This is a genomic window from Bacillus sp. URHA0034, from assembly GCF_056280405.1.
Window position 1 is genome coordinate 4,324,665 of the sequence record NZ_JBWCDK010000002.1, and the last position, 12,492, is coordinate 4,337,156.

The window sequence follows — 12,492 nt, forward strand, 5'->3', positions numbered from 1 at the left end:
AATAAAAGGTGTGTTTTATGAAGCAAATTTATTTTATCGTTAATCCAAAAGCTGGTAATGGCTATTGTCTAGAGATATGGAAAAAGGTTAAATCCAAACTGGAGGCTGACCAGATCTCCTTTATAGCTTTTTTTAGTGAATATCCTGGTCATGCTAAATTGATTGCCAAACAAATTGCCGAAAACAATCAGCAGGAAAAGCTTATGGTTGCAGTAGGAGGAGATGGAACAATCCATGAAGTACTAAACGGGATTGCAAATGACAAAAATATCACATTAGGTTTTATACCTGGTGGTTCAGGAAATGATTTCTCAAGAGGCTTTCAAATTCCAACAGATCCTGAAGAGGCTTTAACAGTCATTCTCCGCCTCAGGAAAGAGACAGGAAAGCAAATCGATATCGGTAAAGTTTGCCTGAATAAAATGGAGGAACACTATTTTATTAATAATATGGGGGCAGGATTTGATGCGATTATCTCTTATCAGGTAAATCACTCCCGCATCAAGGCATTGTTAAATAAAATATCATTAGGCCGGCTGGTTTATGTCTTTTTTCTATTAAAAAATGTATTTACCTATAAAACTGAAAGATTTGATTTATCAATTGACGGGAAAAAGCATATATTTGAACAAACGTGGTTTATTACTGTGTCTAACCAGCCTTTTTACGGCGGCGGCATGAAAATTGCACCGGATGCCAAGCCGGATGATGGTATCTTCGATATTACCGTTGTTCATCAACTATCCAGAGTAAAACTTTTATTAGTGTTTATTAGTGTTTTTTGGGGAGGGCACACCCATTTTAAAGAAGTGAAAACACTTAAGGGGAAAAATATAACCATCTATTCGACAGAAACACAGTATGTTCATGCTGATGGGGAGCATATCGGATACACCCCACTTTCGATTCACCTTCAAACGAAATCCTTAGAGGTGTTATCTAGAAGTCGCGGGAAGGAAGAAGTTGATCTGAAGGAGAGGGATTCGAATGAATTCTGCTGACCGGAATTTTTTTGCTTACTTAGATGAAATGAACATCGTTACTATTCTTCTTCCCCATTCGTACCATCACGGATTGTCCACTACATTCTATATGTCAGCGGATGCAGTTAAGACGCCCCTAGTCATAGTGGAGAAGACGGAAATTGAGGAACACTTTAAATATATTTGCCAGTTTGAAGGAGAAATTTCCTTTGGTAAGGTGTATTGGATTTTTGATCAGTACGGTGGGAAAACCGATTTACAAATAGGCGCAGTGATTCGAACAGAACAATTTGATGAAAAGTTTTATTATGAAGGGAATGACCTCGGGGTAACCTTTCAGGCCGGGCAAACCTGTTTTAAACTATGGGCACCAACGGCGACAGGGGTCAAATTGAAATTACGCCCATCTGCTAATGGCTATTCAGAAATTATCAAGATGAGGCGGGAGGAATGCGGCGTTTGGTCTGTCTATCTTCCCCGCGATTTGGAATTTTTTCAATATAGCTTTTTGGTCCTTGTTAATCAAGAATGGCGAGAGGCTGTAGACCCGTATGTAAAGGCTGTAACAGCAAATGGGGAGCAGGGGGTTATTGTGCTGCCTGAAAAGACAGCTAGACCTATACGCAGGATACCGCCATTAGAAAACCCAGTTGATGCGATTATATATGAAACGCATATTCGGGATTTTACAATTCATCACGATAGCGGTGTCAAACACAAAGGGCTATATTTAGGTGCTGGTGAAATGGATACAAAAGGTCCTGATGGTGATGCAACTGGCTTATCGTATGTCAAAGATTTAGGAATCACCCATATAGAGTTTCTCCCGCTTAATGATTTTGCCGGAGTGGACGAATTGAACCCAGCAAAACAGTATAACTGGGGATATAATCCTCTCCATTTCAATGCTCCCGAGGGAAGTTATTCAACCAATCCATCCAATCCTTATTCTCGCATCATTGAGCTAAAAAAATTAATTGACCAGATTCACAGTATAGGTTTAGGAGTCATCCTAGATGTTGTTTTTAATCATGTCTATATACGTGAACAATCCTCCTTTGAAAAAATAGTCCCAGGCTATTATTTTCGTCATAATGATATTGGCTTGCCGTCAAACGGAACGGGTGTTGGAAATGATATCGCCTCAGAACGAAAAATGGTTCGAAAGTTTATTGTTGACTCTGTCCGCTATTGGCTGGAAGAATACCAAGTCGATGGATTTCGATTTGATTTAATGGGAATTTTAGACGTCACAACAATGAATGAGGTACGAAGGACTTGTGACGATCTATCAAAGGGGATCCTAATTATTGGTGAAGGCTGGAACCTTAATACTCCTTTGCCGCCCGCTCAAAAGGCAACAATAGCCAATCAGGCAAAGATAACGGGAATTGGACAGTTTAATGATAAATTTAGAGACATTATAAAAGGTAGTACGTTTAACTTGTTTGATAAAGGCTATGCCTTAGGGAACGAGCATTTGGTGGATGCCGCGATCGAGGTGATCACCGGCAGTATCGGTTTTACTAAAAAGAGTGCTCGTGTTTTTAATAACCCCCAGCAATCCGTAAATTATGTCGAATGTCATGATAACCATACACTCTGGGATAAACTTCAAGGCTGCTATTCTGAATCGGATCCAGCCGGTCAAAAAAAATACCATCGTCTTGCAACAGCGATTGTTCTCTTATCACAAGGTATCCCGTTTCTTCACAGTGGACAGGAGTTCTTCCGTACAAAGCAAGGAGACGGAAATAGCTATCGTTCTCCAGACACAGTCAATCAGCTCGATTGGGCACGGAAAAGTAAATATAAAGAAAATGTCGAGTACATTAAGGGTCTTATTAAAATCCGCCGGGAGTATTCCTGTTTTCGGTTGAGAACGACGGAGGAAATTTGTGCTCACATACAAGCGCTGCCATTTCCGGCTCCTGTTGCAGGCTGCTTTTATCAATTACCGAAAGAGGAAATGATTCTTGTTATTAATCCATCCTCCAAATCCAAAGAGATCATCCTGCCGGAGGGGGAATGGGGAGTGCTAGCCAATCACCAGTTTGCTGGAACTTCTGCCAAAGATTATATAAAAGGGCCCCATTATATTCTAGAACCTATTTCATTAAATGTTTTGCTGAAAAAATAGTTTTTCAAAGATTACTTGACGAAAAAAGGGAATAGGAGATAAAATTTATTAAGATGGCTATTGTGTGCAATGGTTTCAATAGCTTTTTTTTTATTTAAAAAAAGGCTATTGTTATAATTGTGGTTTATAAACCTTCCTACAGCACAGGTTTTACCTCGCTTTACAGAGGATTAAGCCCATTAGAACGGCATAAATTGAAGGTGAGCAATTTTGGAACATTTACTAGGACAAGAGTGGGAAGTTACCCCAGCTGGAGGCAAAACAGGAGAAGCCTTTTATGCAGAATATAAGGATCAAAGGCTTTTTTTAAAGCGGAATTCCTCTCCATTCCTTGCAGTACTATCAGCAGAAGGCATTGTCCCAAAGCTTGTGTGGACAAAACGATTGGAAAACGGAGATGTTATAACAGCACAGCAATGGCTTCCTGGCCGGGAGTTAAAGCCCTCTGATATGAACCAAGAGAGTGTAGCCAGATTGCTTAAGAAAATACACTGTTCTGAACCGATGCTTGGAATGTTAAGCCGATTAGAAAATTCGCCGGTAAATCCTGAGCCTATTTTACAGTCGGTCGTCGAGGAATTGGATGAACAGGTACTTTCTTTACCCGAATCACAAAAGGCGCTCAACTTTCTTAAAGAGGAAGCCTTAAATGTATATTGTGATGAGAAAGTGGTTTGTCATGGTGATGTCAACCATAACAACTGGCTGCTTGCAGAAGACAACCAGTTGTATTTGATTGATTGGGATGGAGCCATGATTGCTGACCCTGCCATTGATTTAGGATTACTTCTGTACTGGTACATCCCAGAAGAAAACTGGGAGGACTGGTTAAATCTTTATGGTAAAGAGCTAACCGATCATCTAAAACTTAGAATGAAGTGGTATGTAACCATTCAAACCCTTTCTTCTATTCAATGGTATAAAGATAAAAAAAGATTTGAAGAAATGAATAATTGGATTGATTTTTTGCAAAATATCCTCTAATTATGAAAATTGGTCGATATCATTGACCCATTGTGATAAATTTTCCTGATTAGATAGGATATGCTGATCTAGATCAGGAGATTGAGTACCATGCTGACTGTATTGATATACTTCCTGCAGGATATTTTTAACATTGGAATCAATTTGGTTGTTGACCATAAGAGACTTTACTAAACGCTCCAACTGCTCGCATTCGGCGACAGACCCACAGCAATCGGTTTGGTGGTTGTTTAAAATATCTTTTAGCAGTGTAACTTGGTCACCATGATTTAATGGCATAAAAGCACATCCTTTCAAGTGGTAATAGGAAAAGGAATTCACAGTTAGCTTGTGGATTCTTTTTTTGTTTATACGCAAACCTTTTTTCCATTTAGTTTGGCTTGCATGAAAAAGATTGGCATGGTATGTTTTGAAAGATAATGTTTTTTTAGGAGTGTCAAAATGAGACTTAGACATAAACCTTGGGCAAAGGAAAAAATAGAGCAGCATCCACAGTACGTAGTAGCGAATCCAGAAAATTTCAAGGGTAAGTGGCATGAGGCTTTTGGAAACGACCAGCCGCTCCATATTGAAGTGGGGACAGGTAAAGGTCAATTCATCACGGGCATGGCTAAGGCCAATCCAGGAATAAATTATATTGGAATTGAACTTTTCGACAGTGTGATTGTAGCTGCATTGGATCGATTAATTGAAGCGGATTTACCCAATCTCAAGCTGTTAAACGTAAATGCTTCGGATTTAGATAAATACTTTACAAAAAATGATGTTGATCGTGTTTATCTGAATTTCTCCGATCCATGGCCAAAGTCCCGTCATGAAAAAAGAAGACTGACCTATAAGGACTTCTTAAAATTATACGAAGATATTTTAGTCGATGGCGGGGAAATTCATTTTAAGACCGATAATCAGGGGTTATTTGAGTACTCCCTTATGAGCTTTTCGGCTTATGGGTTATTATTGAAATATGTAAGTCTTGATTTTCATAAAAGTGGTTATGAGGGCAACATTATGACAGAATATGAGCAGAAATTTTCTGAACAAGGAAACCGGATTTATCGTTGTGAAGTAAAATATCAGAACTAAATGGGTGAGGACAGTTCTTTTATAAGAGCTGTCTTTTTTTTATTAACCTGAATACAGATAATGTTAAAATATAGAAAAAGGAGGAGTTGAACAATGGAATCTTTAAAGATTGGCGCTGTTTCGCTTACTTGGTTATCAGGCGGTGTCACATACCTTGATGGCGGGGCGATGTTTGGAGTTGTTCCCAAAGGGTTATGGTCAAAAAAATATCCTGTAAACGAAAAGAATCAAATTGAACTTCCAACAGACCCGATTTTAATTCGAATGAATGGGAAAAATATTTTAGTTGAATCAGGATTAGGAAAAGGAAAATTAACGGAGAAACAATTAAGAAATTTTGGAGTAACAAAAGAATCGCAGATAGAGGAATCTCTAGAACTCTTAGGATTAACCGCAGAAAATATCGATTTTGTCCTAATGACTCATTTACATTTTGACCACGCCTGCGGACTGACGAAGCTTGTGGATGGAAAGTATGTCCCCGCTTTTCCTAATGCCCAAATTATTACTTCTCAAATCGAGTGGGACGAAATGAGGACACCTAATATTCGCTCGAAAAATACATATTGGCGGGAAAACTGGGAAGCGGTAGCAGTACAGGTTGTACCTTTTACAGAAAAATGGGAATTAGGAGCCATCAGGATGATTCATACTGGCGGTCATAGTGATGGGCATTCGATTCTTATCATTGAAGACGGCGGTGAAACGTGTATTCACATGGCCGACCTTATGGCAACACATGCTCATCAAAATGTTTTATGGGTCATGGCCTACGACGACTACCCTATGACTTCCATTGCCGCAAAGCAAAAGTGGCTTACCCATGGGCTTGAAAAAAACGCTTGGTTTACCTTCTATCACGATGCTTTTTACCGGGCTGTAAAATGGGATCCAAATGGGAAACAGCTTGTTGCCAGCATTAAAAGGGAGCAATAAACAAAAATAGCCGTATCACATATGGATGCGGCTATTTTATATTTTAAGATGAAAAAGGGATTAGGTCGATGACTGTTCCGGTTTGAGCATCGGCGATAAATTCATATTGCTGGATTGCCCCGTCAATAGTTTGAGATACTCCGCCTTTATAAACACGATACGTCAATTGGTTTTTCTCGTAAGGCTCTGCTTCCATATGTATCCAAGAGCCGGATACTGGACCGTTTTGTTGAAAGTGTCTTTTCACTGCCGCTAATACCCTCTCTGGTGAAACATTTGTTTTTTGAGTGAGGACTTCCTTGGTCACATAACCACCAACTATTCCTGCTGCTGCACCTATGAAAAAAGACTTCCAGTTCATTCATCCACCTCCGAAATAGGAAAAGATTGCAAAAAGATTCTCTTCTTAGTATACCGTATTTACAGTTAAGAGGATAATATTACGGAAGGAAAATGAATTATTGGTAACAGATAAGAGGTTTCTGTAAAATGGAGAAGAAGAGCCGTAACAAAGTTAAATGGAAGAGCAAGTCATGAAAGTAAATACATAAAAGGAGTCTTATCATGAACGAACAAACACTTAAGCTTTTTCAAACCTTAACAGAGCTGCCAGGCGCACCAGGAAATGAACACTTAGTTAGAAATTTCATGAGAGAGCAGCTAGCGTTATACGCAGATGAAATGGTTCAAGATAATTTGGGAAGTATCTTTGGTGTGAAAAAAGGAAATCAGCAAGGGCCAACCGTCATGGTAGCAGGGCATATGGATGAAGTTGGGTTCATGGTAACTGCGATTACGGAAAATGGGATGATCCGTTTTCAACCGCTGGGAGGCTGGTGGAGTCAAGTGCTTCTAGCCCAGCGTGTTCAAGTCATGACCAAGAATGGGCCGGTTATTGGTGTGGTTGGTTCTATTCCGCCGCATTTATTAGATGAATCAAAGAAAAACAAACCGATGGAAATAAAAAATATGTTAATTGATATTGGAGCCGATAACCGAGAAGATGCTGAGCGAATTGGCATTAAACCGGGTCAGGCCATCTTGCCGATTTGTCCATTTACCCCAATGGCCAATGAAAAGAAAATTTTAGCTAAGGCTTGGGATAATCGTTACGGTTGTGGATTGGCAATTGAATTACTTCAGGAACTAAAAGATGTGTCATTGCCAAATATCCTTTATTCAGGAGCAACCGTTCAGGAGGAAGTAGGCCTTCGCGGCGCTCACACAGCTTCCAATATGATTAAGCCTGATATCTTTTTTGCCCTTGATGCCAGCCCAGCCAATGATATGACAGGGGATAAACAGGAATTTGGCCAGCTCGGGAAGGGGACATTACTCCGCATTCTTGACCGTTCCATGGTTACCCATCGCGGTATGCGGGAATTTGTGCTTGATACAGCGGAAACGAATCATATTCCTTATCAATATTTTGTTTCACAGGGCGGAACAGACGCTGGACGTGTCCATTTATCAAATGAAGGGGTACCAAGTGCTGTGGTTGGCATTTGTTCCCGTTACATTCACACACATGCTTCAATTATCCATATTGATGATTATGCTGCCGCCAAAGAATTATTGGTGAAACTCGTCAAAGCTTGTGACCAAACAACGGTAGATACGATCAAGTCCAACAGTTAATCAGTTGAGGCTGACCCAAAAGATAGTTGATGAATAATTTTTTCACACTTTGTGATTTGGAGGCGGATCCCCGTACCGCCCGCGAACCGCTCGCGCCTGGAGCGGAGATCAACAGATTAGTTTAATGTATAAAAAAAGAAGGTGCCCCTACAAGTTATACTTTTGGGACACCTTCTTTTACTGGAAAAAGGGAGAAATATTAGGATGAAAATTATTATCGGATCAAAGAATCCTGCTAAAATTACAGCTGTTCAAAATAGCTTTCGACAAGAAGACAATCAATTTATTTCGATAGATGTCCCATCTGGCGTGAACGACCAGCCTTTTTCTGATGAAGAAACGATTCGAGGTGCCATCAATCGGGCAGTTGGGGCATTAAAACAAGGAAATGGTGATATCGGGATCGGACTTGAAGGCGGTGTTCATGAGACAAGTCATGGATTATTGCTATGTAATTGGGGAGCTCTTGCAGCAAACGACAGGGAGCCGGTAATTGCCGGAGGAGCTAGATTCCTTTTACCGGAAGAAGTAGCGGCAAGGCTCAGAGCAGGCGAGGAATTAGGACCTGTTATGGATGACTATACAAAAAAAGAAGAATATTAGAAAGCATGAAGGTGCGGTTGGTATTTTTACCGACGGCTTAGTCAACCGAGTTGATATGTTTACACATGTAACCAGCCTATTAGTTGGACAATTTAGCTATTATTCCAAGATCAAAGAATTTTAACATACGACTAAGGGAACGATAGTTACGACTGTGCAGAACATTGGACTCAATCAACCGTATACTGTTATGATTTGAAAGGAAAGTTATCATATAAGTAAGATAAAAAACGGAGGCGTTCACTTTGAAAAATTTAGAATCAATCGAGCAATTTGAGCAGCTGCGTAATCAAGATAAAACCATTTTTATGTTTTCCGCACAATGGTGTGGAGATTGTCGTTTTATTGAGCCGGTGCTCCCAGAGATTGAAGAGAAGTTTTCCGATTTTACATTTGTTCATATTGACCGCGATCAATTTATTGATTTATGCCAACAGGTGGATGTATATGGGATACCAAGCTTTATTGCGTATGAGAACGGAAAAGAACTGGGACGCTTTGTTAGTAAAGATCGAAAAACACAAGAGGAAATTGAATCATTTATTTCTGGTCTAAAGTAATAGAGATTAAAACCCTGTCTCTCTTTTGGAGCAGGGGTTTTTTATTGTAGTTTTTTATTGTAAAATGAACGATAGCTTCTTACCACGGAGGGAAACAATGAAAATGGACAGTAGACTGATGCGCCAGACATTGGAGGCGCGTTTGGCAGAGGATGGGAGACTGATTACGTATGACAGGGAAAAGGATCAGCTTCGAATCGAAAGTAAATCAACTGGAAAGGGGATCAGTATCGCCTTACCAGGAGTAATAGCCAAATGGCAGGTTGAAAAAGAAAAAGCCATCGAAGAAATCGTTTATTATGTTGAAGAGGGTTTGCAGGCAATGGAGAACACCGCTGACCTAAAAGATCAGCTCAAACAGATATTTCCTGTCATTCGGTCGGCTTCATTTCCAGTGGAAGCAGAAGAAGGTGTCCCATTTCTGACGGAAGAGCATACCGCAGAAACAAAAATTTATTATGCGATTGACATGGGAAATACTTATCGTTTGATTGATACTCGAATGATGAAAAAAGAGGGATGGAGTGCCACTACAATCAAGGAGATGGCTTTATTTAATGTTAGGTCTCTTTCAACTCCTATTAAGGAGGACCAAGTGGCCGGAAACATCTATTATTTCCTTAACACCAATGATGGCTATGATGCCAGCCGAATCTTAAATAAGGGTTTCCTCAATGAGATGGAGAAGCGGATTACAGGAACCATGGTACTTGCAGTCCCGCATCAAGATGTGTTAATTATCGCGGACATTCGTAATGACAGAGGCTATGATGTGATTGCCCAAATGGCAATGAGCTTTTTTGCGAGCGGCAGGGTGCCGATCACTGCCTTGTCTTTTTTATATGAAAATGGTGAACTAGAGCCAATTTTTATTCTAGGAAAAAATAAATGAGACCTTGAAAGGGATCACGTCATGTGGTCTTTTTTCATGGTAACTTTCCTATTGTATCCAATTCGAACATATTTCGAACCATTCTTAAGAATTGTGTCGATAAAATAAGAAAAACTGATAAAATAGAATGATAGATGAACAAGAAAGAGTGATAGTTTTGAGTTGGATCCAAAACTTTTTCCAAAAGTTAAGGAAAGAAGAGGAAGACGGGGAAAAATTGACGGGTTATATCCTCCATCGGGAACGAGAGGATCACGACTCCACCAGTCAATTGGATAGCTTAAAGGATTTAGATGCCAGAATAGCTTATCAATATCCAAAAGGAGGCAGTCCCCCGAAAAAAATTAAAAAATCAATTCAGAGGCAGGTAACAAGCCGCACAAAGCGTGTGGTGGAATCAACCAAAAAAAGTAAATTGGTAGAAAACACTAAAAGTATACCTGAAATTCCAAAGGTACAGACGGTCATTAAAGAACAAAAAACACGTCCGCGCGGCCCGTTTCATCCTACCGAAATACCTTCACCTGTTTTCGGATTTAACAGACCGCAAAAGACAACCGCCATCGTTGAGCATGAATTAAGTCATTTTTTTAATGATCAACTTGATGACCAAGTGAATAATGTCATTCGAACAGATACAAGTTTCGAAACCGTTTCACTTGTGAACGAAACGAATGAGGTGGTCAGTCCAAGTTATAACAATCATATCAGTCAAACTCAGGAGAAACTGAAAGAATCCTTTTCTCCTGAAAAAGAAGAATATGAGCAAGCAGCTAATGAGTTTACATTTGAGCCCAATGAGCAAGCAGAAGCTTTTGAGCCTGCAGATAAGGAAGAGGTTCTAGCGGAGGCTGGTGTGTTTACCAATGAAGAAAAGGTTCAGGCAGAAGCCATTAAGCTTATTTTTGAGGCGGATGTTCAATCCGGATTTGATCGACCTGAATACAAAGAAAATGTCCAAATGGATACAAATGAACTTGCATTTGTGACAGAGGACGACAGCCACGACCAAACTGAAGAGGCAGCTGAGGCAGTTTATGAAACACCAGCTCCCCCAACTGTACGGTCTCGTTTGCCTTTTAATGTCATGATGCTTAAGCAAGATAAACAAAAATGGGACGAAAGAAACCGGAAAAGGGAGTTTGAACAAGAGCGGCTGCGTCAGCAAGAGAAAACATCAGTAGAAGAAAAACCAGCTATCAATATGCCATCAAATCGTGAGGAAGTAGAAAATGAAGGATTATATGTACTTCCAACATCTAACTTGTTAAGCCCCCCTGTAACAGAAGTACTTGATACGGACTGGATTGATGGGCAGAAGGATCTTTTGAATGTAACCCTTAAGAATTTTAATGTAGGGGCAAGTGTTGTCAATGTGACCCAAGGACCGTCTGTTACCCGCTTTGAGGTACAGCCAGAACCAGGGGTAAAAGTAAATAAAATCACTAATTTAAGTGATGATATTAAATTAAGTCTTGCAGCCCGGGATATTCGGATTGAGGCGCCAATCCCCGGAAAACATACAATTGGGATTGAGGTTCCAAACCAAAAGTCAAGACCTGTATTGATAAATGAAATAATTGGGAGCATAGTTTTTAAAGAGTCTGCTTCTCCATTAACCGCAGTACTTGGACTTGATATTGCTGGGAAGCCAATCGTCACGGATTTGAAAAAGATGCCGCATGGACTCATAGCGGGGGCAACAGGTTCGGGAAAGAGTGTATGTATTAACTCGATTTTGATTAGTCTGTTATATAAAGCCGATCCCCGCGATTTAAAGCTCCTGCTTATTGATCCGAAAATGGTAGAGCTAGCACCCTATAATCGGATTCCACATCTTGTAAGCCCGGTTATTACGGATGTGAAGGCAGCGACAGCAGCTTTAAAATGGGCAGTTGATGAAATGGAGCGGCGCTATGAACTTTTTGCTCATACAGGCGTCCGTGATATCAATCGTTTTAACGAATTAGCCGTTCAGCATAAACGTTACTCAGACAAATTGCCATTCATTGTGATCGTTATTGATGAGCTGGCTGATTTAATGATGATGTCGCCTGCTGATGTAGAGGAGGCTATTTGCCGGATCGCTCAAAAAGCAAGGGCTTGTGGGATCCATCTGATAGTGGCAACGCAAAGACCATCGGTTGATGTAATTACAGGATTAATTAAGGCGAATATCCCTACGCGAATTGCCTTTTCAGTATCATCTCAAGTGGATTCACGGACAATCATTGATATAAGTGGTGCTGAAAGACTCCTTGGCCGCGGAGATATGCTATTCTTAGAGAATGGTGCATCCAAACCTGTCCGTTTGCAAGGTACATTTGTTTCAGACGAGGAAATAGATCTCGTTGTTGCACACGTAAGAGAGCAGCAAGAGCCTGATTACTTATTTGAACAGGAAGAACTGTTAAAGAAAGCGCAGGTTATCGAGGAAGAGGACGAATTGTTTTATGATGCCTGTGAGTTTATCGTCAATCATGGCAATGCTTCGACTTCCAGTTTGCAGCGACGCTTCAAGATTGGCTATAACCGAGCTGCGAGATTAATGGATATGCTTGAACAAAACGGGTATATCACGAGTGCTAATGGCAGCAAACCACGTGAAGTCTTAATCACGGAAGCTGAATTACAATCAATGCAAGACTAGTATTATTAGTTAATCTTTTGTAT

Annotated in this window: 11 protein-coding genes and 1 pseudogene; 10 read left to right on the forward strand and 2 right to left on the reverse strand. The window is 40.2% G+C overall.

The window, feature by feature from the left end; all coding sequences use genetic code 11:
- The first annotated feature begins 17 nt into the window (after nucleotides 1–17).
- The 3 genes from ACZ9EE_RS22730 (at nucleotide 18) to ACZ9EE_RS22740 (ending at nucleotide 4,107) form a co-directional block, all read left to right on the forward strand.
- A complete protein-coding gene (locus ACZ9EE_RS22730) occupies nucleotides 18–1,001 on the forward strand; it encodes a diacylglycerol/lipid kinase family protein (protein WP_476030780.1) in 984 nt (327 codons plus the stop codon).
- Nucleotides 988–3,123 carry a type I pullulanase gene (gene pulA / locus ACZ9EE_RS22735; protein WP_476030782.1) on the forward strand — a complete coding sequence of 712 codons (2,136 nt, stop codon included), beginning with the start codon at nucleotides 988–990 and terminating at the stop codon, nucleotides 3,121–3,123. Before ACZ9EE_RS22730 ends, pulA begins: the two co-directional genes overlap by 14 nt.
- A 210-nt stretch (nucleotides 3,124–3,333) precedes the next feature.
- Nucleotides 3,334–4,107, forward strand: coding sequence for a phosphotransferase (locus tag ACZ9EE_RS22740; protein WP_476030784.1), 774 nt, complete (start codon nucleotides 3,334–3,336; stop codon nucleotides 4,105–4,107).
- Here ACZ9EE_RS22740 and ACZ9EE_RS22745 read toward each other — a convergent pair whose 3' ends face one another.
- Nucleotides 4,108–4,386 carry a YtzH-like family protein gene (locus ACZ9EE_RS22745; protein WP_476030786.1) on the reverse strand — a complete coding sequence of 93 codons (279 nt, stop codon included), beginning with the start codon at nucleotides 4,384–4,386 and terminating at the stop codon, nucleotides 4,108–4,110.
- 162 nt (nucleotides 4,387–4,548) lie between these two features.
- Between ACZ9EE_RS22745 and trmB the strand changes: the two genes are divergently transcribed.
- Both trmB and ACZ9EE_RS22755 read left to right on the forward strand, forming a co-directional pair.
- Nucleotides 4,549–5,190, forward strand: a complete 642-nt coding sequence (gene trmB / locus ACZ9EE_RS22750; protein WP_476030788.1) for a tRNA (guanosine(46)-N7)-methyltransferase TrmB — start codon at nucleotides 4,549–4,551, stop codon at nucleotides 5,188–5,190.
- A 93-nt stretch (nucleotides 5,191–5,283) separates the two neighbouring features.
- On the forward strand, nucleotides 5,284–6,126 hold the full coding sequence (locus ACZ9EE_RS22755; protein ID WP_476030790.1) for a YtnP family quorum-quenching lactonase: 843 nt from the start codon (nucleotides 5,284–5,286) through the stop codon (nucleotides 6,124–6,126).
- Nucleotides 6,127–6,169: 43 nt separating this feature from the next.
- On the opposite strand, the gene ACZ9EE_RS22760 is transcribed toward ACZ9EE_RS22755, so the two are convergent.
- Nucleotides 6,170–6,487, reverse strand: a complete 318-nt coding sequence (locus tag ACZ9EE_RS22760) for a PepSY domain-containing protein (protein WP_476030792.1) — start codon at nucleotides 6,485–6,487, stop codon at nucleotides 6,170–6,172.
- 203 nt (nucleotides 6,488–6,690) lie between these two features.
- Between ACZ9EE_RS22760 and ACZ9EE_RS22765 the strand changes: the two genes are divergently transcribed.
- The 5 genes and pseudogenes from ACZ9EE_RS22765 (at nucleotide 6,691) to ACZ9EE_RS22785 (ending at nucleotide 12,469) form a co-directional block, all read left to right on the forward strand.
- Nucleotides 6,691–7,764 carry a M42 family metallopeptidase gene (locus ACZ9EE_RS22765; protein ID WP_476030794.1) on the forward strand — a complete coding sequence of 358 codons (1,074 nt, stop codon included), beginning with the start codon at nucleotides 6,691–6,693 and terminating at the stop codon, nucleotides 7,762–7,764.
- Nucleotides 7,765–7,968: 204 nt separating this feature from the next.
- Nucleotides 7,969–8,491: pseudogene (locus ACZ9EE_RS22770) on the forward strand (DUF84 family protein).
- 121 nt (nucleotides 8,492–8,612) lie between these two features.
- A complete protein-coding gene (locus ACZ9EE_RS22775) occupies nucleotides 8,613–8,927 on the forward strand; it encodes a thioredoxin family protein (protein WP_476030796.1) in 315 nt (104 codons plus the stop codon).
- Nucleotides 8,928–9,024: 97 nt separating this feature from the next.
- Complete coding sequence (locus ACZ9EE_RS22780) at nucleotides 9,025–9,819, forward strand: DUF1444 domain-containing protein (protein WP_476030798.1); 795 nt, start codon at nucleotides 9,025–9,027, stop codon at nucleotides 9,817–9,819.
- A gap of 157 nt (nucleotides 9,820–9,976) precedes the next feature.
- A complete protein-coding gene (locus tag ACZ9EE_RS22785; RefSeq protein ID WP_476030800.1) occupies nucleotides 9,977–12,469 on the forward strand; it encodes a DNA translocase FtsK in 2,493 nt (830 codons plus the stop codon).
- The last annotated feature ends 23 nt before the right edge of the window (nucleotides 12,470–12,492 follow it).

Bases quoted from the DNA above. Each gene is read 5' to 3' on its own strand.
- ACZ9EE_RS22760 (WP_476030792.1), bottom strand. From the start codon at position 6,487: ATGAACTGGAAGTCTTTTTTCATAGGTGCAGCAGCAGGAATAGTTGGT.
- pulA (WP_476030782.1), top strand. From the start codon at position 988: ATGAATTCTGCTGACCGGAATTTTTTTGCTTACTTAGATGAAATGAAC.
- ACZ9EE_RS22755 (WP_476030790.1), top strand. From the start codon at position 5,284: ATGGAATCTTTAAAGATTGGCGCTGTTTCGCTTACTTGGTTATCAGGC.
- ACZ9EE_RS22730 (WP_476030780.1), top strand. From the start codon at position 18: ATGAAGCAAATTTATTTTATCGTTAATCCAAAAGCTGGTAATGGCTAT.
- ACZ9EE_RS22745 (WP_476030786.1), bottom strand. From the start codon at position 4,386: ATGCCATTAAATCATGGTGACCAAGTTACACTGCTAAAAGATATTTTA.
- ACZ9EE_RS22780 (WP_476030798.1), top strand. From the start codon at position 9,025: ATGAAAATGGACAGTAGACTGATGCGCCAGACATTGGAGGCGCGTTTG.
- ACZ9EE_RS22765 (WP_476030794.1), top strand. From the start codon at position 6,691: ATGAACGAACAAACACTTAAGCTTTTTCAAACCTTAACAGAGCTGCCA.
- trmB (WP_476030788.1), top strand. From the start codon at position 4,549: ATGAGACTTAGACATAAACCTTGGGCAAAGGAAAAAATAGAGCAGCAT.